Here is a 26,298-nt window from a genome sequence, read left to right as displayed (position 1 = left end):
AATGTTAAGTGAAAGTAAGTTGACAAAGATCTATCAAAAATTACATCAGATCCCAGAGTTAGCATTAGAAGAAGTCAAAACGAAAGCCTATTTACAACAAGAGATCGCAAAATTAGATCAAAGTTACTTAGAGATAAAAGAGATCTCTGAGTTACCAACGGCTTTATTGGTCAAAGTGTTGGGAAGTGATCCTAAAAAAACGATCGGCTATCGGTGCGATATCGATGCGTTGCCCCTCACAGAAGAAACGGGCTTAGAGTTTAGTTCGAAAAATCCCGGGGTGATGCATGCTTGTGGTCATGATATCCATATGACAGTAGCATTAGGAGTTTTAGCTTATTTTGCAACTACTCGTCCTAAAGATAACTTGATCTTTTTCTTTCAACCAGCTGAAGAAAGTAAAAATGGTGGTAAATTAGCTTATGAATTGGGCGTTTTTAGTGGAAAATGGCGTCCAGATGAATTCTATGCTTTACATGATGCGCCTGAACTACCTGCTGGGGCGATCGGATGTAATTTAGGAACTTTATTTGCAGGAACAACTGAAGTCGATATCCATTTGTATGGTAAAGGCGGACATGCAGCTTATCCACATCAAGCCAATGATATGATCGTTTGTGCTAGTGCTTTGATCATGCAGGCTCAAACGATCATCTCGCGCAACGTCGATCCGACTAAGGGTGGCGTCTTAACATTTGGTGAATTAAGGGCCGGTACGATCAGAAATGTGATCGCCGGAGAAGCGATGATCAAAGGGACCATTCGTGGTCTGACACAAGAGATGATCACCTTGATCCAAAAAAGGTTACGAGAGATCTGCGATGGTGTAGCCCAAAGTTTTGGTGCTAGAGTCGAGCTTAACTTAAATCAAGGTGGTTATCTACCAGTCGAAAATGATCCTTTATTGACGAATTTTTTTATTGAATATATGCAAAATGCTCCAGATGTTGAATTTATCGAAACTGAGCCGAAAATGACCGGGGAAGATTTTGGATACTTACTTTCAAAATTTCCTGGGACGATGTTTTGGTTGGGTGTAAATGATGTACATGCTTTACATAGCAATAAGCTAGTACCTGATCAAACAGCGATCCTTAAAGGGGTCAATGCAATAACTGGATTTTTATGTGCCCGTATGAAACAAGAGAAAGAAGTGGATGCTTAATGTTAACAAGATCACAGATCATAACCGCGATCGTGACACCATTTACAGCTGAAGGTCAGATCGATTATCCTGCATTGGAAAAATTGACTGAATATTTGTTACAAAGTGGGGCCCAAGGCTTTGTAGTCGGCGGTACAACGGGTGAGACACCGACTTTGACGCATCAAGAAAAACTAACGCTTTACCAAAGATTTGCGCAAATAGTTGCTGGGCGTGTCCCAGTGATCGCTGGTTGTGGCACTAATGCGACCCAAGCGACTTTAGAATTTATCAATGAAGTTGCAAAGATCTCGGGAATAGATTACGCTTTGACGGTAGTCCCTTATTACAATAAACCAGATCAAGCTGGGATAAGAGCACATTTTGAATATTTGGCAAAAAGAGCTGAACTTCCCTTGATCATGTATAACATCCCCAGTCGAACTGGGGTCAAACTTAGCCAAGAAGTGATCGTAGACCTAGCCAAGTTGGATAATATTGCTGGAGTAAAACAATGTGGCAGTCTAGCTGAGTTAGAATATATCATCGATAATACGCGTGATGAAGATTTTAGTGTCTTTACTGGTGAAGATGCTCAGGCTTTAGCAGCTAAGAAATTAGGCGCAGTTGGAGTTATTTCAGTGGCGGCCCATATTTATGGTGAACAGATGACACAAATGTATCAAGCATTCGCTAAGGCTGATCAAAGTAGAGCTAAAAAATTGGAACAATGGCTGCTCCCTAAGATGCAAGCTTTGTTTATGTATCCATCACCTGCTCCAGTCAAAGCTGTGTTGAATGCGCAAGGTTTTGCTGTTGGTGGGCTTAGATTACCGTTGCTTGCTTTAAATGCTACTCAAAAACAAGAGTTAGCATCAAGATTAGGTTTAGATAAAAATGCTTTATCAAAGCGATTATCATTAGATTTGGGGGAAATAAAATGATCAAGATCTTAGTTGCAGGTTATTCAGGTTCGATGGGCCAACAGGTCTTAAAGTTGATCGATGAGACGCCTGATTTTGAATTGGTAGCAGTTTTTGCTTTAGGGGCTACAGAAAATGATCGTCAACGCTTGGGCCTTGGTGAACAAGTCAAGATCTATAATGAGCTATCACAGATCGAACAAGGAGCAGATGTTTGGATCGATTTTACCGCTCCGAGTGCTGTATTTGAAAATGTCAAATTTGCTTTAAAACATGGAATGTGTCCCGTAGTAGGAACTACCGGCTTGACAGATGAAGAGTTAGTTGAACTTAAGCAGTTAGCGTTAGCACAGCAGCTAGGTGGTTTGGTAGCACCTAATTTTGGAATGTCAGCGGTATTATTGATGAAATTTGCCAAAGAAGCAGCCAAATATTTCCCTGATGTCGAGATCATTGAAATGCATCATGATAATAAAAAAGATGCACCCTCAGGGACGGCTTTGATGACGGCCAAATTGATCGCACAAAATCGCTTGCCTCATCATCAAGGTGTAGCTGATGAGACTGAAACGTTGGCGCATGTACGTGGTGGCGATTATGAAGGTATCAAGCTCCATTCAGTTCGGTTGCCAGGCTATGTGGCTCACGAACAGGTCCTTTTTGGTGGTGCCGGCGAAGCCTTGACGATCCGCCAAGATTCATTTGATCGGGCTTCATTTATGAGCGGTGTAAAGCTCGCAGTAAAAAAGGCTCAGGCATTAGATGGTTTAGTAGTTGGGTTAGAAAATATTTTATAAAAAGAAGGTAAAGTAAAATGAGAGAATATACGGTTGCTATTTTAGGTGCTACTGGTGCAGTTGGTTCACGGTTGATCGAACAGTTAGAACAGTCAACGATCCCAGTCAAGAAGGTAAAATTGCTTGCTTCTAAGCGTTCTGCGGGTAAGCAGCTCAATTTTAAGGGTCAAGCGATCACGATCGAAGAGGCAACACCAGAGGTATTTGAAGGTGTTGATCTAGTTTTAGCCTCAGCTGGTGGGGCTGTTTCTAAGAGATTACTCCCTGAAGCAGTTAAGCGTGGAGCGGTGTGTGTCGATAATACGAGTGCTTTTCGGATGGAACCAGAAGTACCACTAGTCGTTCCAGAAGTCAATGAACAAGCATTATTTGAGCACCGTGGGATCGTAGCGAATCCTAATTGTTCAACGATCCAAATGATGGTCGCTTTAGAACCGATCCGTCAAAAATTTGGCTTAGAACAGATCATCGTTTCGACTTATCAAGCAGCTTCAGGAGCAGGCCAAACCGCTTTAGACGAAATGCTTTCAGAAGCTAAAGACTATTTGAATGGGGAAAAAATGGAAGGTAAGATCTTTCCAGTCAAGGGTGATAAGAAGCATTATCCGCTGGCTTTTAATCTTTTGCCCCAGATCGATGTCTTTGAAGACGATGGTTATTCCCATGAAGAATGGAAGATGATCCATGAAACAAAAAAGATCATGCAAGGCGACATGAATGATCCAAAACTCAAAGTGACCGCGACTTGTGTTCGGGTCCCAGTCGTGATCGGACACGGTGAATCAGTCTACTTTAAGACTACAGATACGACTTTGACTGTTGAACAGCTTAAAGAAACGCTTCAAACTGCACCCGGAGTAGTTTTACAAGATGATCCGGCCCACCAAGAATATCCACAGCCACTGACAGCTGAAGGTAAACGTGAGACTTTTGTGGGGAGGATCCGTGCTGATAAGGAAAATCCCGGGAGTTTCAACATGTGGATCGTGTCAGATAATTTGTTGAAAGGCGCTGCTTGGAATACGGTTCAGATCGCTGAGCGCTTAGTTGAAAATGATCTTGTACATGTTCCAACTGAGCCATATTTAGGATAGTACCAAAGAAGTTGTTATTAATTTAGCAACTTTTTTATGTTATGATGGTAGCTAGAAGTTATTAAGTAAGGGTGGTAACCACATGACTTATTCGGAAGAAACACTGGATCATTTGGCGCAGGGAGATTTTTTAAAAGCAAATGAAACTTTAGAGCTTGCGTTGACTAGAGACGAAGATGATATGCTATACAGTTTGGCCGAAGAGCTGTATTCATTGGGCTTTTCTGAGATGGCTGCTAAAGCATACGAAACTTTGGTCAAACGCTACCCCAATGAAGATAGCTTAAAGACCGCTTTAGCCGAGATCCAGATCGGTGAAGGCAATGATGATCAAGCCTTAGCGATCTTGTCTCAGATCACTCCAAAATCTAATGCTTACTTGGAAGCACTTTTAGTTAGTGCTGATCTCTACCAGACTCAAGGGGCTTTTGATGTCAGTGAACAAAAATTGCTAACGGCTTATCAATTAGCACCGGATGAACCCGTGATCGAATTTGCTTTAGCCGAGTTATACTTTAACATTAAAGAATATCGTAAAGCAGCTCAATTTTATCGTTCTTTATTAAAACAAGGGATCTTGGAGTTTTCTCGGGTCAATTTAGTGGCTCGTTTGGGTCTTTCTTATGCAGGCTATGGCAAGTTTGAGACAGCTTTAGGCTATTTAGAACAGATCCCAGAAGAACAACTCGATAATGATACGTTGTTCCAATTAGCTTTTACCCAACGTGAATTAGGCAATCTTGAAGCTGCTACAGCTAACTTTGAGAAGTTGCGCAAACGTACACCAGATTATGTGACGGTCTATCCCTATCTAGCTGATCTCTACGAGCAAGCTGGTCAATTTGGTCAAGCTTTGATCACGGCCCAAGAAGGTCTAGCCGTGGATGAATTTAACGAAGCATTATATCAAAAAGCCAGTCAGTTAGCTGCTAAATTAGGCAAAAACAAGGAAGCAACTGATTACTTAAAAGAAGCTCTAGCACTAGATCCAAGTAATTTGACATTAGTTTTAGAGTTGAGTAATCAATTATTGGCTACACAACAAGATCAAGAAAATATTGCACTCTTGAAAGATTATTTAGCTAAAGATGAAGTTGATCCACAGATCTATTGGAATCTAGGGCGTTCGTATGCCAACTTGGATGATTATGAACAAGCTTTGCCTAATTACGAAACGGCTGATTGTTATTTAGATGATAATGCCGAATTTTTAAGAGATGCGGCTTTCTTCTTTAGAAACGCAGGTCGCCGTGTTGAGGCTAGTGCAGCGGCTAAAGCTTATCTCATGCAAGTTCCGACCGATTATGAAGTCGAAGATCTATTAGATGAATTACAGTATTGATAGTAATAAAAAGCGCTCGAGATCGAGCGCTTTTTATTATTGAAGTTCGTATCGGATCAGTTCTTGCCGATAATAGTTGAGTGAAGTCCCATCAAGGTGCAATTTGTCACTAAGTTGCTGCTCAGTTAAGTGTTGTTTTGTCAATAAAGCATTGAAAATCGCAGCTTGGTAGAGCTTACGAGGAATCAGAGGTAAGAAGCATTTAGGTTGATCGGCTTTGAGATATTTATGTAAGCCAGGTAAAGTCAGTCGTGGTTCGACTAGATCGATCCGCTGTTTTAAGAAAAGATCTTGACTGTGTTGTTTAGTTTGCAAAGGAACAAGATATTCTTTAAAGCAGGCTAAGAAGTGCTGTTCGTTTGGCGCAAAGTTTTCCGTGTCTAATATTTGATAAAAGCCACTTTGTAAGATCTCAGTGATCGTATAGTAGTGTGAGATGAATAATAAAGTTGCGCGCGTATAATATGATAAGTCATTGTTTTCCAGTAATAGCGACAATTCTTCTTGCCAATTTACAGGTACCAAATCATTTTTAGAGCGTTTTAATCCCTTCAATGGCAGGGTCGGTAGACTAGTTGAAAGCCGTTCATTGAAGAGAAAAGTAAAATAGACATTAAGGTGTGTCAGATATTTATTGTAAGTCGTGTTTTTGATCTCACGTTTGACTTGTAGCATATTTAAATAATCACGGATATCGCTTTCAGTCAGGTTAGACAGGTCTGGATCTGTGCGGTAAAGACTATTGAAATTTCTTAGGTAGTTAAAGAGATCAGCGACATCACGACAAAGATCATCACAAGTATTTTTTTCAAGTACCCGATCATATTCTAAATAATGCCGAAATCTGTCTTCATAAGGAAATTGCGCCATCTTCGATCACCTCAATAATAATAATTTGTTACTTTAACAATAGCAAAAAAACCAGCTCAGCACAAGTTATTAAAAAAATAAAATGTTACTTTAACTTAGAGAAAAAAATAAAAGACTGCGCCAAAAACCGGCGCAGTCCACAAAACATTTTTCGCACGATCACGCATTAGCAACTAACTTATGCTATTATAAAACAGGAAAGGGTGTGTTTGCATGGTATCAAATGAACGTTTAAGTATAATAGATCTTATCATGATAAGTTTAGGGTGTGCTTTTTATGGTTTGGGGCTGGTCTCTGTCAATATAGCCAATCATTTAGCTGAAGGTGGAGTCACAGGGATCACGTTGATCATTCGTTATTGGTTACATATCGATCCAGCGTTATCAACGATCTTGATCAATATTCCCTTGATCATCATTGGCTATCGTTATTTAGGGAAAAAAGCTTTAGTTTATACCGTTTATGGAACATTAGCGCTGTCATTTTGGATCTGGTTTTGGCAAAGATTTTATATTCCAATAAATATTCATAATGATCTCTTTATTGCCGGTATCTTAGCTGGGATCTTTGGGGGTGTTGGTTCTGGGATCGTTTATAAATTCGGGGGGACCACAGGTGGGACCGATGTCGTAGCTCGGATCTTGGAAAAAGAAAAAGGGATCCAGATGGGAAAAACACTACTTGCGTTAGATGCTGTCGTTTTGACGTTATCACTGAGCTATTTAGATCTACGTCAAATGATGTACACTTTGCTTGCTTCATATGTTTTTTCACAACTAGTTAATTTTATCCAAGGTGGAGCGTATGCAGCGCGAGGAGTTGTCATTATTTCACGTTTTCCAGATGAGATCGCAAAATCGATCATCCAAGATCTTGATCGAGGTGTTAGTTATTTAGCTGGACAAGGCGCTTTTTCCAATCAAGACTTTAAAGCGATCTACTGTGTCGTCAGCCCTAGTGAATTGACGGCTATCAAGCGGATCGCAGAACATCATGATCCTAAAGCATTTATCTCAGTTTTAGATGTGACAGAAGCATTAGGTGAAGGGTTTACGTATAATCGGCCCAAGAAAAAAATCCTCTGAGCTGAGTATGTTCGTTCTAAGTGAGCCCAAAATATTTGTAGATTTTCATGTACGAGTACGGAGTTTAACTTAACAGGTGAAAAACATTATGATCTAGAAGAATTTTACTGGCCTAAGTAACGCCCGCAAAAAAAGAATATATCATAAAATTAAAATAATTTACCTTAGCATTCAGCAAAAGTTGAGTGCTTTTTTGTTAGATACTTTTAATTGTAACGCTGAATTGAGACAGCTATAATAATACTGACTATATATTTAGAATAGGTTGGATATAGATTATGCAAGTAGAAAAAATACCTCAAGAATTTATGGTAGCTTTACCGTTGTTACAACAGATAAGAGCTGCTGGCTTTGAAGCTTATTTTGTGGGAGGAAGTGTCCGGGATACGATCCTAGGCTTGCCGATCCACGATGTTGATATTGCAACTAGTGCATATCCGGCCGAGATAAAAGCGATCTTTGAGCGGACAGTTGATACTGGGATCGAACATGGAACTGTTATGGTGTTAGACCATGGTGAAGGTTACGAAATCACGACTTTTCGGACAGAAAGTGGCTATCAAGATTTTCGGCGACCTGACAAAGTCGAGTTTGTCCGTTCTTTAAAAGAAGATCTCAAGCGACGTGACTTAACGATCAATGCTTTAGCTTTAGCACCTGATGGAACTGTGATCGATACGTTTTCTGGTTTAGATGACTTGGAAAATAAGACGATCCGTGCCGTGGGTGATCCGACTGAACGTTTCTTTGAAGATGCTTTACGCATGATGCGGACAGTGCGCTTTGCTAGTCAGCTGGATTTTAAGATCGAGCCTCAAACTTTACAAGCGATCAAAGCCAATGCACATTTACTTGAAAAAATCGCAGTTGAACGGATCCAAGTCGAATGGATCAAATTACTACTAGGTAAAAATGTAGTCCAAGGCTTAGACGCTTTTTTAGAAACAAAACTATATAAATACTGCCCACAATTTGCTACGCGTGAGCAAGCTTTACGTAAAATTGCAAAATTACCACAATTAAAACTAGCCGATGAATTAGAGTGTTGGGCGTTATTGGCCTATGTCTTTGAGCTTACGCCTAAACAAGTGCGTAGTTTTCTCAAAGCTTGGAAAACTTCAAATGAGATCAGCACAGAAGTTCAAAATGTCTTGTCGATCCTTGAGCAAGCTACATCTGATCTTGATCCTTTGGTCTGTTATCATGCTAAAGAACGCGCAACTAAAGCAGCAAGTCATCTATTAGATATTCTACAGTTACCTTTAACAGGTGCTAAACTTTTACAGACTTATACAGCATTACCGATCAAAGATAAGGCACAGTTAGCTTTGAATGGTAAAGATCTCCTCCATACACTGGGACTAAAACCGGGACCAGGCTTAGGAAAGATCTTGAATACGCTCGAACAAAAAGTTGTGTTAGGTGAACTAGCCAACGATAAAACAGTTTTATTAGCTCAAGCTGAAAAATTAAGTAAGGAATTGAATTAGATGCAAACACTTCGAATTGAAAATTTAACTAAGACCTATGGCGATAAAACATTGTTTCAAGATGCAAGTTTTATCATCAATGAACATGACCGGATCGGCTTGATCGGGACTAATGGTTCGGGGAAGACAACTTTTTTGAATGCGATCAGTGGTTTTGATCCCGCTGATTCTGGTGAATTGATCGCGCCTAACAATTATCGGATCAGTTATCTAAAGCAACAACCGGAATTGGATCCAGAAAAAACGATCATGGAAGCTGTTTTTGATGGTGCAGCTCCCGTTTTTCAGACGATCAAACATTATGAACAAGCATTGACTGCCTACAGTAATGATCCAGAAAACGAAAAGCTCCAAAAACGCTACGATGAGGCTGAAGCTAAGATGAATCAAGAAGATGCTTGGAGTGCTGATAGTGATATCAAGACGATCTTAACACAGTTACACATCAACGATTGGCATCAAAAGATCAAGACACTTTCTGGTGGTCAGGTCAAGCGAGTCGGCTTAGCCCAAGTTTTGATCCAAGAACCAGACCTATTGATCCTAGATGAACCGACAAACCACTTGGATTTTGATTCGATCGCTTGGTTAGAAAATTATTTAGCTTCGTATAAGGGCGCGCTTTTAGTCGTGACCCACGATCGTTATTTCCTAGACCAGATCGCTAATCAGATCGTTGAACTATCATTTGGTAAATTATATTTTTATACTGGAAATTATCAAGATTTTGTTGATCAAAAGGCAAAACGTGTTGAGCGTGAATTAACTGCTGAACATAAGCAACAACAGCTCTATAAAAAAGAATTAGCTTGGATGCGTACTGGAGCTAAGGCACGAACGACTAAACAGCAAGCTCGGATCAATAGCTTTAATGAATTAAAAGGAAATCTCAACAAAGTTCAAGTTGATGGCAAAGTCGATATCAACCTAGGACAACAACGCTTAGGTAAAAAAGTTTTAGAACTAAAACATGCTTCATTGAACTTAGATGAGCATACGATCTTAAAAGACTTTGATCTGTTGATCCAAGCCGGTGATCGGATCGGGATCACGGGGATCAATGGGGCTGGTAAGTCAAGTTTATTGAATGTTTTAGCTGGAAAGCTAGCTTTAGACAGTGGTGAGTTGATCACAGGTGAGACAGTCAAGATCGCTTATTACCAACAAAAAACTGAAGGCATCCCTGAAGATAAACGAGTTATCAGTTATCTAAATGATGTTGCCCAAACGATCGTCAATAAAGATGGTGAACATGTTAGCACAACACAATTACTGGAGCAGTTTCTCTTTCCAAGATCAATGCATGGTACATTGATCAAAAAACTTTCAGGGGGTGAAAAACGGCGCTTATATCTGTTAAAACTACTGATGATGCAGCCAAATGTCTTGATCTTAGACGAACCGACAAACGATTTAGATATCGGTACATTGACGGTATTGGAAGATTATCTTGATCAATTCCAAGGAACGGTGATCACAGTTTCCCATGACCGTTATTTCTTAGATAAAGTAGCCGATTTGCTTTTGATCTTTGAAGGTAATGCTAAAATAACACGACATTATGGTCTTTTCACAGATTATCTAAAAAAAGAGCTAGATAAACGTCCTGCCAAAAAAGTTGTCAAAGAAAAGCCAGTTGTCAAAGCAGTCAAACCAAAGGAAAAAACGAAATTGACTTATGCTGAGCAACTTGAATTTGATAAATTAGAACAAGAGATCGAAATGTTGGATGAAAAGCTAGAACAATTACAGACGCAAATGGGAGAAGTGGATGGATCAGACTATCCTAAGCTCGCCAGTTTGCAACAAGAGATCGACGACCTAAACGCGCAAAGTGAACAAAAGATGGCGCGGTGGGAAGAATTAGGGCAATATGTCTAGTAAAATGATATAATGATCTATCCCAAATAATTGCATCGGAGGAAGAAAATGACTGCACTTGAAGAACCGTATTTACAATTGATTCGAGATATTTTAGAAAAAGGTCATCAAAAAGGTGATCGAACTAAAACAGGGACGACCAGTTTATTTGGTTATCAAATGCGCTTTGATCTAAGCCAAGGTTTTCCTTTATTGACAACTAAAAAAGTTCCTTTTGGCTTGATTAAAAGTGAGTTGCTCTGGTTTTTGAAAGGTGATACCAATATTCAATACTTATTGCAACACAATAATCATATTTGGGATGAATGGGCCTTCAAAAATTGGATCGAAAGTGATGAATACACTGGACCAGATATGACTGATTTTGGTTTGCGAGCTCAAAAAGATCCAGCATTCAAAGAAGTATATCGAGCACAAAAGAAGCAATTTTGCGACCGGATCGTTAATGATGATGAATTTGCAGCGAAATATGGCAATTTAGGTGACGTCTATGGTGCCCAATGGCGTCATTGGAAAACACGTACAGGTGAAACGATCGATCAGATCAAAGAGGTGATCGAGACGATCAAAACTGATCCCAATTCTAGGCGAATGATCGTCTCGGCTTGGAATCCTGAAGATGTACCTTTCAGTGCTTTACCACCATGCCATACGTTATTTCAATTTTATGTCAATGATAATAAGCTGAGTTGCCAGCTTTATCAACGAAGTGGTGATGTCTTTTTAGGTGTGCCGTTCAATATTGCCAGTTATGCTTTGCTGACGCATCTGATCGCACATGAGACAGGCTTAGAGGTAGGCGAATTTATCCACACTTTAGGCGATGCGCATATCTATTCTAACCATCTCGAGCAAGTCAAAGAACAATTAACTCGTACGCCTAAAGCTGCACCTAAGTTATGGTTGAATCCAGCTAAAAAAGATGTTTTGTCATTTGAAATGGATGATATCAAATTAGAAGGCTATGAATCTTTTGGAGCTATCAAAGCTCCCGTAGCTGTATAAGAAAAGGGGTAAAAAAATGATCTCATTTATTTGGGCTGAAGATAAGGCACATCATATCGGATACAAGGGGAAGTTACCTTGGCACCTACCAGCTGATCTAGCTTTTTTTAAAAAGCAAACTATCGGTCACCCGATCGTGATGGGACGCAAAACTTTTGCTAGCTTTCCAGGATTATTACCTAAACGCCAACATATCGTCTTGACTCATAGTGAAGAACTAAAAAAAGAAGCAAAAGCAACCGAACGTTTGACGATTTTTTCAGATCTATCTGAGTTGAAGGCTTGGTTATCACAGCAGTCTGAGGAAGTTTTTGTGATCGGTGGAGCTTCATTGTTCAATAGTTTACAAGAAGAAGTTGAGCGGTTATATGTAACTAAGATCGCTTCTGAATTTAAGGGGGATACGCTCATGCCGGAGCTAGACTATTCAAAATTTAGAGCGATCTTTCAAAAAGAAGGTGTGGTCGATGAAAAAAATCATTATCCACATACCTTCTATATCTATGAACGTAAATAAAAAACGGGGATGTTTTGTTACGACATCCCCGTTTTAATTATTACTAGTAGATCAATTGTATTAGACCTAAAAGCCAAGTCCAGATCATCAATGTTTCTGCAATGCATGAAAGCCAAAGCAGATCAGGCTGGGCTTTATTCCACCAATAGGAAAAGATCCCCAAGACGATGGCGATAATAAAAAGCGGTGTAAAGATCTTACCCGTAAATACCAAGATCAAACAAACCAGCCAAACGACCAAGCTAACGGCGTAGACCCACTGCCAGTATTTTAGATAAAAAACACATTCATAGAGCAATGTTAAAACAGCCCAAGCAGTCACGAGTCCAAAAGCGACCCAGCCAGCTGCAAAAAATTTCACCCCAAAGCAAAGGGGGTAAAGGAGTGTCATAAGCATCAAAGCGCCTAGGCTTCGGGTTATCGTGTCTAAAGGGCGGTGAGCTTTAGTATTATAAAGAGCTAAAGTAATGATCTTTAGCAATAAATAAAGGCTAACTGTGCCCAAAATAAGTGAAAGTGCAACAATGAAAGCTGTTTTGGGATGTCCGGCTAGAAGCGTAATGATCGTTAAAAAGACAGAGCCTAGTAGAGCGATCCCTGTGATGATCGAACTGGCGATCAGGTTTTTGTTATTATATTTAGGCAAATAGATCGACCTTTCTGATAAAAAATTTTGATCAATTACATTGTAACATACCAGCAAGTACAACTTACATGAGATAAGTATTTAAATTAAAGTGCATTTAGCTTACAATAAAGTCAAGACTAATTAAAGGGGGATATTTTTTGAAAGCAATCAAAAAAATAGCGGCGTTTGTTGGTTGTATCGTTGGAGTAGCTGCTGTTTTTTATTTGATTTTACAGCTTGTATTACCACAAAAACAAGAGTTGGACCCAGTCAAAAAAGTTACCGCTAAAGTAGAACGAGCTACTACCAAAAAGGTTAAACCGACCTTGACATTGACTGCTTTAGGCGATTCTTTGACTTTTGGTGTGGGTGATACCACGGATAAAGGTGGTTATGTTGGCTTGATCAAGACTAAGCTCGAACAAAAACAAGCTCTAACGGTAACTACACACAATTATGGCAAGACTGGCGATCGTAGCGATCAGATAAAACAGCGTGTGCTTGCTTCAAAACAGCTCCAGTCAGATCTTAAAAAAGCTGATGTGATCACAATGACGGTCGGCGGAAACGATCTGATGAAAGTTCTTCAACAAAACTTCAATAGTTTAGCTGAAAATAAACTCAGTAATGCAATGCCTAAAGCAAAAGCACAATATGCAACTGAACTTCAGAGCTTGTTAACGACAGTCCGCCAATACAATAAGACAGCACCGATTTTTTTGATCAGTGTCTACAATCCGTTTTATGTGTATTTTCCAACTTTGACTCAAATGCAACAATATACCGATGAATGGAATGAAGTTGCTAAAGACACTATCGCAAATGAAGCCAAGATCTATTTTGTAGATGTAAATAAGCAACTATCTGAAGGCCAATATTACGGTAGATCGAAAGCAACACTGCAAAAAAATGCGACGATTGATCTAAATGAAGTTGCCGATAGTAAACTTGAGCAACTTCTAAGCGATGATAAGGAGAAAAATGACTATTTATCTGATGAAGATCATTTTCATCCTAATGATAAAGGTTACCGCTACATCACTGCTAGACTATATCAAGTGATGCTCAAACATAAAAGTACATGGTTAGAAGGTGAAAAATAGGATGAAAAAACAAAGCGATCCTTGGAAATGGGCGTTTGCGATCCTTTTAGGGCTGGTATTGGGCTTTATTGTCTTTGTTTGGTTTCAAGTAACGACTCCAAGCTCAGATCAAAAACAGATCGCAACGCAAACGACACAAAAACAAGGGCAATATGCCAATGTCAATGTTGTTTTGAATAAAGAACAATTAAGTGCAGCGGTCAATTATTACCTGCAGCAAAACCAAAAGAAAGGCGCGATCAAGTACCGTTTCGTCTTGGATAAATCTGCGATCTTGATGGGGACGACAAAGATCTTAGGCAAAGATGTCTCTTTTACGCTATATGCGACGCCCCAGCTTGACGATTCAGGAAATCTAGTGCTAAAAACTAAATCAGTTGCGATCGGATCTTTGAATGCTCCACCAAGTTTTGTCTTAGGTTATATCAAAAATAATTACGATCTTGGTAAATGGGCTAAGATCAACGCTTCCAAAGCAACGATCACCCTTGATCTAAATCAATTGACCAAAAAACAAGGGATCAAGATCCAAGGTGAAAAATTTGATCTCAAACAAGATGATCTGCAATTTAAAGTCGCTTTCCCATTGAGTAATACTAATTAAAGGCAGGTAGATTTATGCGTGAAAGTTTTTATCGTTATTTGATGACTAAACGTGATCCAAATGGTATAGATGAGATCAGTCATTTTGCCAATGCAGCATTCTTTGATCAAGCTTTTCCTAAACATTCGGATGATTATCATGAGATCTCGCATTATCTTGAATTGAATGCGACGTATCTACCTTCAATGAGCGTTTTCGATGAAGCTTGGCAAGGATATTTGGAAGAGGTAATTTAAGTGGAAAAAGAGAAGCAAAAAAAACGAAAACTTAAAAGAGTGTTTTTACAAAAAAAGTACAATTTATTGACTACCGTGCTGGTTGCGTTGTGTGTTGCCTTGCTCAGTGGTGGTGGTGTTTTTTGGCTGATGGATCGTCAAGTAAAAGGGCTCGAGTCAGCTAATCAAGCAATGGGCAAGATCAACACGGTCTATAATGCTCTTTACTATAACTACTATAAAGATGTCAGCCAACAAAAGCTGGTTGATGGTGCTTTAAATGGGATGGTCGAGGCTTTAGGTGATCCTTTTACCGAATACATGAATAAAACTGAGAGTCAAGAATTAAATGATTCGATCTCGGGGAGTTTTGGTGGGATCGGAGCCCAAGTGCAAAAAAGTGGTTCAAAGATCAAGATCATGGCACCGATCGCAGGGACACCAGCCGCTAAAGCTGGTTTGAAGGCTAATGATGTTATCGTCAAGATCGATGGCAGATCAACTAAGGATTACTCCTTGAATAAAGCTGTTTCATTGATGCGTGGTAAAGTTGGTACTAAAGTTTCTGTCACGATCGAGCGAAATGGAACGACTTTCACGAAAACTTTGACTCGGGCTAAGATCCCTGTTAAAACCGTTGAAGGCAAATTAGCTACTAATAAACAGATCGGTTATATTCAAGTAACTTCATTTTCTGAAAATACTGCTAAAGAATTTAAACAAACAGTCCAAAGTTTGCGCAAAAAAGGGGCTAAGTCCTTTATCATTGATGTGCGTAATAATCCGGGCGGTTTGATGGATCAAGCTTTAGCGATGTCTTCAATGTTTGTTGAAAATGGCAAACCGATCTTGCAAGTTGTTGGTCGTGATGGCAAACCAACGATCTATAAGGCAAGTAATGAACTGGATGATGGCTTCAAGGTCAAAGAAAAGGCGATCGTCTTGATCAATGGTGGATCTGCTAGTGCTTCAGAGATCTTTGCAGCAGCACTCAAACAATCGGGCAATAATGTCACTTTGATCGGAACTAAATCATATGGTAAAGGAACGGTTCAAAATACCTTGCCATTCAAAGATAAGACAGAATTAAAATTAACGATCGCTAAATGGTTGACGCCAGATGGAAATTGGATCCATAAAAAAGGGATCAAACCTGATGTTAAAGCTGATTATCCTGATGTTGCCTATTTGACTGCGATCGATACAACTAAAGCCTATCAAGCGGGACAAAATTCAAAGCAGATCAAGAATTTACAACAAATGCTGGTCTTTTTAGGCTATGACTTGGATGAAAAATCGGGTTACTTTAATGAACAAACTAAGCAAGCTATCGAAAAATATCAAACAGATAACGGCCTAACCGTTAACGGCACGGCCGATAAAGCGACTGTTGAAAGCATTGAAACTAAAGTTGCTCAAAAAGTTACTGAGTCAGACAACGCCTACCAAAAAGCTGTCGAAAAATTAAGTGAATAAGTTTTTTAACGGGACGTCTCAAAGTAGACGCCCGTTTTTTATCTTTCCAAAAATTATGTTACAATATGGATGTATTTTTCAGAAAGGGACGTAAAGATCATCATGAAAGTGCATGTAGATAAACAAAAGCTCAAAAAATGGAGTGGTCCCTTCAGCTTAGCGCTTGTGATAGCGCTCTTTGTTCGCTTTTTTTTAGTCACACCATTGGAGATCAATGGTAATTCGATGTTACCAGTACTTCACGATCACGATGAAGTCTTGGTGCGACATTATGGCACGATCAAACGCTTTGATATCATTACTTTCAAGCTCAATAATGGTGAAACTTATATCAAGCGGGTGATCGGTTTACCAGGTGATGAGATCAAATATGAAAATAATCAGCTTTACGTAAATCAAAAGAAAGTTCCAGAAAAATTCCTAACAGATCCAAATTTGGGTGAGACCTCCGATTTTACATTGGATGATTTTTTTACCACTACTAAAGTCCCAGCACATAAATATTTTGTATTGGGCGATAATCGTCGGATCAGTCAAGATTCGCGCACTTTAGGGATGATCGATGAAACGAAGATCTCAGGGCGAGCTTGGATCATTTATTGGCCTATCTGGCATTTTAAAGTGCTATGAGGCATGGTATAATAGCAAAAGCTGATTTAATTTTATGAAAGGATGCAAAAACATGGCAATTATTCAATGGTTCCCTGGTCACATGGCCAAAGCCTTACGTCAAGTCAAAGAAAACCTCAAACTGGTGGATGTCGTTTTAGAATTAGTCGATGCAAGACTACCTGAATCATCACGTAATCCCCAGCTAAAGGATCTATTACAAGACAAGCCAAGTATCATCGTGCTGACCAAAATGGATCTAGCTGATCCTAAAGAAACACGTAAATGGATCGAATACTACGAAAAAATGGGGCAACCTGCCGTAGCGATCAATAGTGTTCAAGGTTCATTAAAAGTGATCGATAAGAAGATCAAAGAAGTCTTAGCTGAAAAATTAGCCAATAAAAAAGCACGTGGGATCTTATCACAACGCATCAAAGTCATGTGCATCGGCATCCCTAACGTAGGTAAATCTACGTTGTTGAATCATTTGGTCAAAAAAAATGTTGCTCAAGTGGGCAATCGTCCTGGGGTCACCAAGTCTCAGCAGTGGTTAAAAGCCGGTAAAGATCTCCAATTATTAGATACACCGGGGATCTTGTGGCCTAAGTTCGAAGATCCGATCGTGGGTAAAAAACTAGCTTTGACGGGTGCGATCAAGGATACTTTATACGCAAAAGATGATGTTGCTTTATATGAGATCGAAGAATTTAGTGCAAAAAATCCACAAGCTTTGATCGAACGCTATAAGATCGACGAAGAACTTTTGGAATTACCGACAGTTGAAGTTTTACTAGAACTAACTCGTAAATTAGGTTTTAAAGATGACTATGAGCGAGCAAGTGAACGTTTGATCTTTGATTGTCGTAAGGGAAAATTAGGGCGTTATACTTTGGATGACGTTCCTAAAGATCCAGCTAAAGTTTAGATCATATTCGAGAGGGACCTGCAGTAGCACGCCCCTCTTAATTTATTAATTGGGGGAATTTATTTTGGGCCACACGATCGCACAGATCAAGGCGCTATTAAAGGCTGAGCCTAGCGCTGAAACATTAAAAAAATTGCAGGACGACCCACGTAAAGGCGTTCAGACTGCTTTAAAAACGTATTATAAACAAAAAGAAAAACAGGCACAAAAGTTAGTCAAATTTAAAGAACGTTTACGTTTAGAAAAACAACTATGGAGTAACGGTGTTGAATATGTCGCTGGGATCGATGAAGTCGGTCGCGGCCCTTTGGCTGGTCCAGTCGTCACAGCTGCAGTGATCTTACCACATGATTTTCAATTAGTTGAAGTCAATGATTCAAAACAGTTATCTGAAAAAAAACGTGAGGAACTTTATGACAAGATTTTAGAACAAGCTGTTGCGGTAGCCGTTGGGATAGCAGAAAATGAGCTGATCGATGAAGTCAATATCTATCAAGCAACTCGGATCGCAATGAAAGAAGCCTTGGAAGCTTTAACGATCAAACCCGGTCATATTTTGATCGATGCGATGCAGATCGACACTGACATCCCGCAAACAAAATTGATCAAAGGTGATGCTAGATCAGCTTCGATCTCGGCCGCTAGTATTGTTGCTAAAGTCAACCGTGACCACCTGATGAAGTTTTATGATACGGTATATCCAGGCTATGATCTGGGAAATAATGCTGGCTACGGGACACCTAAACATTTGGCTGGCTTAGCTCAAAAAGGGGTCACCCCGATCCATCGTAAGACATTTGAACCAGTCGTTAAATATTTAAGCAAATAGATCCCCACCTTTTGCGTATTTATATAGCGAGAGGTGTTTTTCATGAACGAATTAGAATTTTTCTTGTTGAAGCTACATTTATGTAACCTAGACCTTAAAAATGAATTACGGGTCGTTCGTTATATGCTTTCATTTGAGCGTTGTCCTAGTAAAGATGAACTCTTTTTACTTTTAAAATTAGGTCAAACGCAAAAAAATGATCTGTGGAATGCTCTACAAAGTAAGCAATTATCTCAAAAGATCCAGCAAAATCTAAAAGTCAGCCATTTTTTGACGATTTTAGATAAGCGCTACCCATCACAATTACAAGAGATATATTCACCACCGGTCGTTTTGTTTTATCAAGGAGATCTCGAACTGCTGGATTCTAAAAAACTCTTAGGTGTCGTCGGGGCACGTCAATGTAGTTCATATGCACTGCAAGCCTTGACCCAATTATTACCTAACGTGATCCAACAAAAACTTATCCTTGTCAGTGGTTTAGCTAAGGGTGTCGATGGACTCTCCCATCAATTGGCTTTAAAGCATCACGGTAAAACGATCGCTGTGATCGGTAATGGTCTAGATATCAGTTACCCCAGCTGCAATCGCGCTTTACAAACACAGATCGCACATGCGGGACTGTTACTTAGTGAATATCCTTTAGAAAGTCGCCCGTTGAAATATCATTTTCCCTTGCGTAATCGGATCATTGCGGGGCTATGTCAAACAGTGTTAGTTGTTGAAGCAAGACATCACAGTGGGAGTCTGATCACAGCCAATCTCGCACTACAAGAAAATCGTAATGTCTTAGCTTTACCAGGACGGATAAATGATATCTATTCGACGGGATGTAATGAATTGATCGCAGCAGGTGCCAAACCAGTCTTAAATAGCAACGATATCTTAGAAGAATTTATTTAGGTAAGGTAAACATTGATTGATAAATGTTCAAACTGCTTGACAAAGTTAGTTTAAATAGCATAACATGAGTATCGAATTTCGTGACTGGTCAATTGATCGGGTCAACAGATATTTTTAAATCAAGACTATAGTATGAGGGAGTTGTTGGTATGCCGAGGTCTACAACTGGGACTGCTACCAAAAAGAAAACAAAACGTAAAGTAAAAAAGAATTTAGTGATCGTGGAATCACCTTCCAAGGCTAAAACGATCGAAAAATATTTAGGCTCACGCTATAAAGTTATGGCTAGTTTAGGGCATATTCGTGACTTGCCTAAGAGTAAGATGGGGGTCGATGTTGAAAATAACTACGAACCACATTATATTTCGATCCGCGGTAAAGGTGATGTGATAAAAGAACTAAGGAAAGAAGCTAAAAAAGCTGCTCACGTTTATCTTGCAGCCGATCCGGACCGTGAAGGAGAAGCGATCGCATGGCATCTATCTTACCTTTTAGGACTTGATCCAAAAGACAAAAATCGAGTCGTGTTCAATGAGATAACTAAAGATGCTGTTAAAAATGCTTTTAAAAACCCCCGGGCGATCGATATGAATTTAGTTGATGCCCAACAAGCTAGGCGAGTTCTTGATCGTTTGGTAGGTTACTCGATCTCACCATTATTATGGGCTAAGATCAAAAAAGGACTATCAGCCGGTCGCGTGCAATCGATCGCTTTAAACTTGATCATTCAACGTGAACAAGAGATCAAAGCTTTTAAACCTGAAGAATATTGGACTTTAGATGCCCAATTCAAAAAGGATAAAGCTAAATTCGATGCTAGCTTCTATGGTCTAGACGGTAAGAAAGCTGAGCTAAAGAACAACGAAGAAGTTCAAAATGTTTTAGCTAAGTTAGACACTAAGAAACCATTTACTGTTTCAAGTGTCACTAAAAAGGAACGTAAACGGATGCCACAGCCACCATTTACAACTTCGACTTTGCAACAAACTGCCAACAACACATTGAAATTCAAGACGCAAAAGACGATGATGGTAGCCCAACAACTCTATGAAGGGATCAGTTTAGGGCGTGGTGGAGCCGTTGGGTTGATCACATATATGCGGACTGATTCCACGCGGATCTCTAGTGTGGCTAAACATGAAGCATCAACATTTATCCATGAAGAATATGGCGAAGAGTATGCCGCTTTAAAGCCACGTAAGACTAAGTTATCTGAAGGAGCACAAGATGCCCATGAAGCGATCCGTCCTTCTTCAGTTATGCGGACCCCTAAATCGATCGAGAAATATTTGACTAAAGATCAAATGAAACTCTATTCTTTGATCTGGTCACGGTTTGTGGCAAGTCAGATGACGCCAGCGATCGTAGATACGATGCGGGTCGATCTAACACAAAATGGTGTGACCTATCGTGCGAATGGATCAAAACTAAAATTTGATGGTTTTACTAAAGTCTATGCTGAATCCAAGCGCAAAGATAATATCTTACCAGATCTAAAAGAAGCCGATGAAGTTTTGATGGTCAAAAATCAACCTAATCAACACTTCACTTTGCCACCAGCTCGTTATACTGAAGCTAGTTTGATCAAAACGCTCGAAGAAAACGGTGTTGGGCGCCCTTCGACATATGCGCCAACACTAAATGTTATCCAAAAGCGCTACTACGTTAAATTAGCTGCACGTAAATTCGAACCAACGGAATTGGGTGAGATCGTTGATAAGATGATCCAGGAATGCTTCCCTGATATCTTAAATGTTGATTTTACTGCTAATTTAGAAGGTCAGTTAGATGAGATCGAAGAAGGTAAACAAGAATGGGTCTCTATTATTGATGAATTTTATCAACCATTCTCTGATGAGGTCAAAGAAGCTTCTGAAAAATTAGCGAAGGTCACGATCAAAGATGAACCTGCTGGTTTCAATTGTGAGATCTGTGGAGCCCCAATGGTCATTAAAATGGGGCGTTATGGCAAGTTTTACGCTTGTAGCCGGTTCCCAGATTGCCGTAATACACAAGCGATCATCAAACAGATCGGAGTAAAATGCCCGGTTTGTGGCAAGGGACAAGTTGTTGAACGTAAATCCAAGAAGAATCGCGTTTTCTATGGCTGTTCACGGTATCCAGACTGTGAATTTGTTTCTTGGGACAAGCCGGTCGGTAGAAATTGCCCTAAATGTGACCACTATTTAGTCTATAAAAAGACTAAAAAAGGACAACAAGTCAAATGTCCAAATGGTGACTATGAAGAAGCCATTCAAAAATAACTAAGGAGTAAAATAATGACAACTACTAGCATTAATGTTATTGGTGCCGGTTTAGCCGGCAGTGAAGCCGCTTGGCAGATCGCCAAACGTGGCCTCAAGGTTCGACTTTATGAAATGAGGCCTGAAAAAAAGACCCCAGCCCACCATACACAAAATTTTGCTGAATTGGTCTGCACTAATTCGTTGCGTGCAAATCAATTAACAAATGGTGCGGGGTTGTTAAAAGAAGAGATGCGGCGCTTAGATTCGATCATCATGGAGGCAGCTGATGCGCATAATGTTCCCGCTGGTGGAGCGCTAGCCGTTGACCGTGAGACTTTCTCTAGTGCGATCACAGAAAAATTGACAAACCATCCTAATGTGGAAGTCATCCGCGAAGAATTGACCGCGATCCCAGAAGGGTTAACAGTGATCGCAACTGGTCCATTGACTTCTGATCCATTAGCGCAAGCGATCAAACGTCTAACTGATGATGAAGGACTATATTTCTATGATGCCGCTGCTCCGATCGTTGAAAAATCATCCCTTGATATGGATAAGATCTATTTGAAATCACGCTACGATAAAGGCGAAGCGGCTTATCTCAACTGTCCAATGACAGAAGAAGAATTTTACAATTTTTATCATGAATTGATCAATGCTGAGATGGCTGAATTACATGATTTTGAAGATCAAAAGTTCTTTGAGGGATGTATGCCGATCGAACAAATGGCTTCACGTGGTGAAAAGACGATGCTCTTTGGGCCTTTAAAACCAGTTGGCTTAGAAGACCCTAAAACAGGTAAGGAACCCTTTGCAGTCGTTCAATTACGGCAGGACAATGCTGCTGGTAACTTATATAATTTAGTTGGTTTCCAGACGCATCTCAAGTGGGGCGAACAAAAACGGGTCTTTTCAATGATCCCAGGGCTGGAAAATGCTCAATTTGTCCGTTATGGTGTGATGCATCGTAATACTTACTTGCGCTCACCAGAATTTTTAAATGCAACATATCAAACTAAAAAACGTTCTGACTTACTGTTTGCCGGTCAGATGACAGGTGTTGAAGGCTATGTTGAAAGTGCAGCTAGTGGCCTTTATGCGGGTATCAATGCAGCCTTGATCGCTCAAGGTAAAGAACCAGTCATTTTCCCAGAAGAAACAATGATGGGAGCAATGGCTCACTATATCACTCATGCTAGCCCTAAGCATTTCCAACCGATCAATGCAAATTTTGGGATCATCCCTCGTTTAGAAAAGCGGATCCGTGAAAAACGTGAACGTAATTTAGCTCTATCACAGCGTGCGTTAACTGTTTTAGAAGAATTTAAAACAACAGCTGATATTTAAAAAGTAAAACTCGTATTTCTCGTGTGAGATGTACGAGTTTTTTTAGTGTGCTTATCGCTTTACACGAACATATTTTCGCTTTAAGATATACATGATCATAGACCACGAGATATCTCAAACATCTAACCTTAAGAAAGTTTAAAAGTTTTAGACATATATGCATTTAGGAGCTTGACTAATATTGACCAATATTAGAAAATAGCTTTAGATAGGTGAAGGAGCAAGCAAATGGAAAAAAAGTGGATCACAGAATTTAAAGAATATCTTCGAGTCGAACGACAGTATTCACCTAAGACGATCACTGCTTATTTAGAAGATGTCACTGAATTTGAGCATTTTTTAGCTGAAAGTGGTCATCCTAAATCGTTTGCGAAGATCACGACTTTTGACGTTCATGTCTTTATGAGCGAACTTTATGATAAAGATCTCAAAATGAGTAGCATTTCCCGTAAAGTTTCAAGTTTGCGAGCATTTTATCGTTTTTTATTACGCAATGGATATGTGACTAAAGATCCTTTTGCGTATGTACAGATCAAACAAGATCCACGACGTTTGCCACGGTTCTTTTATGAAAAAGAACTCGAGCTTTTATTTGAAGAAACAAGGCGTCCTGACAAACTTTCTTTACGTGACAATGCCCTGCTCGAAACCCTTTATTCAACCGGGATGCGGGTCAGTGAATGTACGGGGCTCAAGCTTGAAGATATCGACTTTGAACTAAAAACGATGCTTCTTCACGGAAAGGGACGCAAGGATCGGTATGTGCCTTTTGGGTCATACTGTTATACTTCACTTAAACATTATTTGGCAAAGTCACGTAAGCCGCTGATGGCCAAATACAAACGTGAACATGATCATGTTTTTGTGAACCATCATGGTGATCCCTTGACAGCTGCTGGGGTCTCTTATGTTTTAGACCAGATCGTTAAGCGAAGTTCGCTTTCAAGTACGATCCATCCTCATGAGTTACGGCATACTTTTGCCACACATTTATTGAGTAATGGGGCAGATCTACGGGCGGTCCAAGAACTTTTAGGCCACAGTAGTTTATCGACCACACAAATATATACACACGTTACGCCGGAACACTTACAACGAGATTATCGAAAGTTCTTTCCACGAGCGTAATTTAGGAGGAATTTACATGTCTGTTTCATTTCACGCAACTACGATCTGCGCTGTACGCCACAATGGGCATACTGCGATGGCCGGGGATGGTCAAGTTACCATGGGCGAAAAAGTCATCATGAAGGGTTCTGCCCGTAAAGTTAGGCGGATCTATGATAATAAAGTCGTAGTTGGTTTTGCTGGAAGTGTCGCTGATGCTTTTAATTTAGAAGATAGATTTGAAAAAAAACTCAATCAATATAGCGGTAACTTACAACGAGCAGCTGTTGAATTGGCACAAGAATGGCGTAGCGATCAAGCTTTGCAAAAACTTGAAGCCTTATTGATCGTAATGGATAAAGAAAACTTGCTATTAGTTTCAGGATCAGGTGAAGTTATCGAACCTGATGATGATATTTTAGCGATCGGTTCTGGTGGAAATTATGCCTTTGCAGCAGCCAAAGCGATGACAGCTTATGCTAAAGATCTAAGTGCAGCTCAGATCGCTCAAAATGCGATCTCGATCGCTGGCGACATCGATATTTTTACCAATCATAATATCATCGTAGAAGAACTTTAATCAAGGAGTGACAGATTTCTATGGAACATAGTGAAAAAACACCTAAACAAATCGTAGCTGAATTAGATAATTACGTTATTGGTCAAGACCAAGCTAAAAAAGCGATCTCGATCGCTTTACGTAACCGTTACCGCCGAATGCAGCTACCCGAAGATATGCAAGAAGAGATCACCCCTAAAAATCTCATGATGATCGGACCTACTGGGGTGGGTAAGACTGAGATCGCACGGCGTTTGGCTAAGATCGTTGATGCACCATTCATTAAAGTTGAAGCAACAAAATTTACTGAAGTGGGTTACGTTGGACGCGATGTTGAATCCATGGTGCGTGATCTAGTCGAAGTTGCTTATAAGATGGAACAAGATGAGCTCTTTAAAAAAGTTAGAGGTCAAGCTGTGCAAAAAGCAGATAAGCGCTTAGTAAAATTATTAGTTCCAGCTCAAAAACAGCAAAAACGTCAAAATGAACAAGAAAATTTCATGCAGTTCATGCGTGATCTACAAAGCGGAAAAATGCCAAACATGCCTGGGATGCAAGGGGCTGAAGAAAACGAAAATGTAACCGAAGATGTTAGACGTGAACGCTCTAGTGTAGCTGAAAAACTTCAACGTGGCTTACTTGAAAACGAAGAAGTTACGATCCAAATGGAAGACCCTGCTCAAAAATTCCAAGGTGCCGATGGGATGTTAGGCCAAATGGGCTTAGATCTATCGGATACGTTAGGTTCACTAGCACCAAAGCGAATGGTAACACGAACGCTGCCAGTTAAAGAAGCACGTGAAGTATTTGTACGTGAAGAATCAGAAAAATTGATGAATACCGCTGATGCAGCTAATGCAGCGATCAAGCGTGCAGAAAATACCGGGATCATCTTTATCGACGAGATCGATAAAATAACTTCAAAATCTCAACAAAATGCAGGTGAAGTTTCACGTGAAGGGGTCCAACGAGATATTTTACCGATCGTTGAAGGCTCGCAGATCAAAACTAAGTACGGCATCATTAAGACAGATCATATCTTGTTTATTGCCTCAGGTGCATTTGCTCAAAGTAAACCAAGTGATCTGATCGCCGAATTACAAGGGCGTTTTCCGATCAGAGTCGAATTAGAAGACTTGAGTAAAGATGATTTCGTTAAGATCTTGACTGAACCTAACAATGCATTGATCAAGCAATATATCGCGATCATTGGAACTGATAACATTAAGGTCACATTTACGATCGAAGCGATCGAAAAAATCGCCGAGATCGCTTATCGTGTAAACCATGAAACTGATAATATCGGGGCACGACGGTTACACACGATCTTAGAGAAATTACTTGAAGACTTACTCTTTGAAGGACCAGACATGCAAATGGGTGAGATCACGATCACAGAAGCTTATGTTGAAGAAAAAGTAGGCAAGATCGTGGCTGATAAAGATCTTAGTCAATACATCCTATAGTCCGAACGTTTCTGTAATATCCAAAAGTGTTTTCTCGGAGAATTTTGAGAGTTTACCGAACGATAAAACAAATCACACCTTATATAGTTCGATAGTGATGCAAAAAGCAGCATTTCCATATAAAGCGGT

25 protein-coding genes are annotated in these 26,298 nt (G+C 39.8%); 23 read left to right on the top strand and 2 right to left on the bottom strand.

Going from position 1 to position 26,298, the window contains the following annotated elements; all coding sequences use genetic code 11:
* Position 1 precedes the first annotated feature (1 nt).
* The 5 genes from LMU01S_RS02035 to LMU01S_RS02015 all read left to right on the top strand — a co-directional run bounded on the left by LMU01S_RS02035 (position 2) and on the right by LMU01S_RS02015 (position 5,300).
* Positions 2-1,165, top strand: coding sequence for an N-acetyldiaminopimelate deacetylase (locus LMU01S_RS02035; RefSeq protein WP_039936002.1), 1,164 nt, complete (start codon positions 2-4; stop codon positions 1,163-1,165).
* Entirely contained in the window at positions 1,165-2,088 is a 924-nt protein-coding gene (dapA, locus tag LMU01S_RS02030) for a 4-hydroxy-tetrahydrodipicolinate synthase (RefSeq protein WP_056958406.1), read from the top strand. Before LMU01S_RS02035 ends, dapA begins: the two co-directional genes overlap by 1 nt.
* Complete coding sequence (gene dapB / locus LMU01S_RS02025) at positions 2,085-2,864, top strand: 4-hydroxy-tetrahydrodipicolinate reductase (RefSeq protein ID WP_004047889.1); 780 nt, start codon at positions 2,085-2,087, stop codon at positions 2,862-2,864. The genes dapA and dapB overlap by 4 nt, the downstream gene beginning before the upstream one ends.
* Before the next feature lie 17 nt (positions 2,865-2,881).
* Positions 2,882-3,958 (top strand): aspartate-semialdehyde dehydrogenase, encoded by a 1,077-nt coding sequence (locus LMU01S_RS02020; protein ID WP_004047888.1) that lies wholly within the window; start codon positions 2,882-2,884, stop codon positions 3,956-3,958.
* Between the two features lie 82 nt (positions 3,959-4,040).
* Positions 4,041-5,300, top strand: a complete 1,260-nt coding sequence (locus LMU01S_RS02015; protein ID WP_056958404.1) for a tetratricopeptide repeat protein — start codon at positions 4,041-4,043, stop codon at positions 5,298-5,300.
* A 36-nt stretch (positions 5,301-5,336) separates the two neighbouring features.
* On the opposite strand, the gene LMU01S_RS02010 is transcribed toward LMU01S_RS02015, so the two are convergent.
* Complete coding sequence (locus LMU01S_RS02010) at positions 5,337-6,170, bottom strand: site-specific integrase (protein WP_056958402.1); 834 nt, start codon at positions 6,168-6,170, stop codon at positions 5,337-5,339.
* A 213-nt stretch (positions 6,171-6,383) separates the two neighbouring features.
* On the opposite strand from LMU01S_RS02010, the gene LMU01S_RS02005 reads away from it, so the two are divergent.
* From LMU01S_RS02005 to LMU01S_RS01985, 5 genes are all read left to right on the top strand, one after another.
* A complete protein-coding gene (locus LMU01S_RS02005; protein ID WP_056958400.1) occupies positions 6,384-7,256 on the top strand; it encodes a YitT family protein in 873 nt (290 codons plus the stop codon).
* A gap of 278 nt (positions 7,257-7,534) precedes the next feature.
* Positions 7,535-8,746, top strand: a complete 1,212-nt coding sequence (locus LMU01S_RS02000) for a CCA tRNA nucleotidyltransferase (RefSeq protein WP_056958398.1) — start codon at positions 7,535-7,537, stop codon at positions 8,744-8,746.
* Entirely contained in the window at positions 8,747-10,627 is a 1,881-nt protein-coding gene (locus LMU01S_RS01995) for an ABC-F family ATP-binding cassette domain-containing protein (protein ID WP_056958396.1), read from the top strand.
* 48 nt (positions 10,628-10,675) lie between these two features.
* Positions 10,676-11,632 carry a thymidylate synthase gene (locus tag LMU01S_RS01990; RefSeq protein ID WP_056958394.1) on the top strand — a complete coding sequence of 319 codons (957 nt, stop codon included), beginning with the start codon at positions 10,676-10,678 and terminating at the stop codon, positions 11,630-11,632.
* 16 nt (positions 11,633-11,648) lie between these two features.
* Positions 11,649-12,149 (top strand): dihydrofolate reductase, encoded by a 501-nt coding sequence (locus LMU01S_RS01985; RefSeq protein ID WP_056958391.1) that lies wholly within the window; start codon positions 11,649-11,651, stop codon positions 12,147-12,149.
* 43 nt (positions 12,150-12,192) lie between these two features.
* On the opposite strand, the gene LMU01S_RS01980 is transcribed toward LMU01S_RS01985, so the two are convergent.
* Complete coding sequence (locus LMU01S_RS01980; RefSeq protein WP_056958389.1) at positions 12,193-12,795, bottom strand: hypothetical protein; 603 nt, start codon at positions 12,793-12,795, stop codon at positions 12,193-12,195.
* A gap of 140 nt (positions 12,796-12,935) precedes the next feature.
* Between LMU01S_RS01980 and LMU01S_RS01975 the strand changes: the two genes are divergently transcribed.
* The 13 genes from LMU01S_RS01975 (at position 12,936) to hslU (ending at position 26,169) form a co-directional block, all read left to right on the top strand.
* A complete protein-coding gene (locus LMU01S_RS01975) occupies positions 12,936-13,880 on the top strand; it encodes an SGNH/GDSL hydrolase family protein (RefSeq protein WP_056958387.1) in 945 nt (314 codons plus the stop codon).
* Position 13,881: 1 nt separating this feature from the next.
* The gene (locus LMU01S_RS01970; RefSeq protein WP_004047868.1) at positions 13,882-14,484 is read left to right on the top strand and encodes a YpmS family protein; all 603 of its coding nucleotides are present in this window, start codon (positions 13,882-13,884) and stop codon (positions 14,482-14,484) included.
* A gap of 14 nt (positions 14,485-14,498) precedes the next feature.
* A complete protein-coding gene (locus LMU01S_RS01965) occupies positions 14,499-14,720 on the top strand; it encodes a YozE family protein (RefSeq protein WP_004047867.1) in 222 nt (73 codons plus the stop codon).
* Entirely contained in the window at positions 14,721-16,175 is a 1,455-nt protein-coding gene (locus LMU01S_RS01960) for a S41 family peptidase (protein ID WP_056958385.1), read from the top strand.
* Between the two features lie 102 nt (positions 16,176-16,277).
* On the top strand, positions 16,278-16,805 hold the full coding sequence (gene lepB, locus LMU01S_RS01955) for a signal peptidase I (protein WP_004047865.1): 528 nt from the start codon (positions 16,278-16,280) through the stop codon (positions 16,803-16,805).
* A 52-nt stretch (positions 16,806-16,857) separates the two neighbouring features.
* Positions 16,858-17,712: a ribosome biogenesis GTPase YlqF gene (gene ylqF / locus LMU01S_RS01950; RefSeq protein WP_004047864.1), complete on the top strand. Its 855-nt coding sequence runs from the start codon at positions 16,858-16,860 to the stop codon at positions 17,710-17,712.
* 64 nt (positions 17,713-17,776) lie between these two features.
* Positions 17,777-18,541 (top strand): ribonuclease HII, encoded by a 765-nt coding sequence (rnhB, locus tag LMU01S_RS01945; protein WP_004047863.1) that lies wholly within the window; start codon positions 17,777-17,779, stop codon positions 18,539-18,541.
* Between the two features lie 42 nt (positions 18,542-18,583).
* Entirely contained in the window at positions 18,584-19,444 is an 861-nt protein-coding gene (gene dprA / locus LMU01S_RS01940; RefSeq protein WP_004047862.1) for a DNA-processing protein DprA, read from the top strand.
* A gap of 149 nt (positions 19,445-19,593) precedes the next feature.
* Positions 19,594-21,708, top strand: coding sequence for a type I DNA topoisomerase (gene topA / locus LMU01S_RS01935; RefSeq protein WP_056958384.1), 2,115 nt, complete (start codon positions 19,594-19,596; stop codon positions 21,706-21,708).
* 15 nt (positions 21,709-21,723) lie between these two features.
* A complete protein-coding gene (trmFO, locus tag LMU01S_RS01930; protein ID WP_004047860.1) occupies positions 21,724-23,037 on the top strand; it encodes an FADH(2)-oxidizing methylenetetrahydrofolate--tRNA-(uracil(54)-C(5))-methyltransferase TrmFO in 1,314 nt (437 codons plus the stop codon).
* 228 nt (positions 23,038-23,265) lie between these two features.
* Positions 23,266-24,165 carry a tyrosine recombinase XerC gene (gene xerC, locus LMU01S_RS01925; RefSeq protein ID WP_056958382.1) on the top strand — a complete coding sequence of 300 codons (900 nt, stop codon included), beginning with the start codon at positions 23,266-23,268 and terminating at the stop codon, positions 24,163-24,165.
* Positions 24,166-24,181: 16 nt separating this feature from the next.
* A complete protein-coding gene (hslV, locus tag LMU01S_RS01920) occupies positions 24,182-24,724 on the top strand; it encodes an ATP-dependent protease subunit HslV (RefSeq protein WP_004047858.1) in 543 nt (180 codons plus the stop codon).
* Between the two features lie 20 nt (positions 24,725-24,744).
* Complete coding sequence (gene hslU / locus LMU01S_RS01915) at positions 24,745-26,169, top strand: ATP-dependent protease ATPase subunit HslU (protein ID WP_056958380.1); 1,425 nt, start codon at positions 24,745-24,747, stop codon at positions 26,167-26,169.
* Positions 26,170-26,298: the final 129 nt, after the last annotated feature.

The sequence above is a fragment of the Ligilactobacillus murinus DSM 20452 = NBRC 14221 genome (genome assembly GCF_001591685.1).
Lineage (GTDB): Bacteria > Bacillota > Bacilli > Lactobacillales > Lactobacillaceae > Ligilactobacillus > Ligilactobacillus murinus.
This window is presented reverse-complemented; position numbering and strand designations above follow the sequence as displayed.

Bases quoted from the DNA above. Each gene is read 5' to 3' on its own strand.
- LMU01S_RS02035 (WP_039936002.1), top strand. From the start codon at position 2: ATGTTAAGTGAAAGTAAGTTGACAAAGATCTATCAAAAATTACATCAG.
- dapA (WP_056958406.1), top strand. From the start codon at position 1,165: ATGTTAACAAGATCACAGATCATAACCGCGATCGTGACACCATTTACA.
- dapB (WP_004047889.1), top strand. From the start codon at position 2,085: ATGATCAAGATCTTAGTTGCAGGTTATTCAGGTTCGATGGGCCAACAG.
- LMU01S_RS02020 (WP_004047888.1), top strand. From the start codon at position 2,882: ATGAGAGAATATACGGTTGCTATTTTAGGTGCTACTGGTGCAGTTGGT.
- LMU01S_RS02015 (WP_056958404.1), top strand. From the start codon at position 4,041: ATGACTTATTCGGAAGAAACACTGGATCATTTGGCGCAGGGAGATTTT.
- LMU01S_RS02010 (WP_056958402.1), bottom strand. From the start codon at position 6,170: ATGGCGCAATTTCCTTATGAAGACAGATTTCGGCATTATTTAGAATAT.
- LMU01S_RS02005 (WP_056958400.1), top strand. From the start codon at position 6,384: ATGGTATCAAATGAACGTTTAAGTATAATAGATCTTATCATGATAAGT.
- LMU01S_RS02000 (WP_056958398.1), top strand. From the start codon at position 7,535: ATGCAAGTAGAAAAAATACCTCAAGAATTTATGGTAGCTTTACCGTTG.
- LMU01S_RS01995 (WP_056958396.1), top strand. From the start codon at position 8,747: ATGCAAACACTTCGAATTGAAAATTTAACTAAGACCTATGGCGATAAA.
- LMU01S_RS01990 (WP_056958394.1), top strand. From the start codon at position 10,676: ATGACTGCACTTGAAGAACCGTATTTACAATTGATTCGAGATATTTTA.
- LMU01S_RS01985 (WP_056958391.1), top strand. From the start codon at position 11,649: ATGATCTCATTTATTTGGGCTGAAGATAAGGCACATCATATCGGATAC.
- LMU01S_RS01970 (WP_004047868.1), top strand. From the start codon at position 13,882: ATGAAAAAACAAAGCGATCCTTGGAAATGGGCGTTTGCGATCCTTTTA.
- LMU01S_RS01965 (WP_004047867.1), top strand. From the start codon at position 14,499: ATGCGTGAAAGTTTTTATCGTTATTTGATGACTAAACGTGATCCAAAT.
- lepB (WP_004047865.1), top strand. From the start codon at position 16,278: ATGAAAGTGCATGTAGATAAACAAAAGCTCAAAAAATGGAGTGGTCCC.
- ylqF (WP_004047864.1), top strand. From the start codon at position 16,858: ATGGCAATTATTCAATGGTTCCCTGGTCACATGGCCAAAGCCTTACGT.
- dprA (WP_004047862.1), top strand. From the start codon at position 18,584: ATGAACGAATTAGAATTTTTCTTGTTGAAGCTACATTTATGTAACCTA.
- topA (WP_056958384.1), top strand. From the start codon at position 19,594: ATGCCGAGGTCTACAACTGGGACTGCTACCAAAAAGAAAACAAAACGT.
- trmFO (WP_004047860.1), top strand. From the start codon at position 21,724: ATGACAACTACTAGCATTAATGTTATTGGTGCCGGTTTAGCCGGCAGT.
- xerC (WP_056958382.1), top strand. From the start codon at position 23,266: ATGGAAAAAAAGTGGATCACAGAATTTAAAGAATATCTTCGAGTCGAA.
- hslV (WP_004047858.1), top strand. From the start codon at position 24,182: ATGTCTGTTTCATTTCACGCAACTACGATCTGCGCTGTACGCCACAAT.
- hslU (WP_056958380.1), top strand. From the start codon at position 24,745: ATGGAACATAGTGAAAAAACACCTAAACAAATCGTAGCTGAATTAGAT.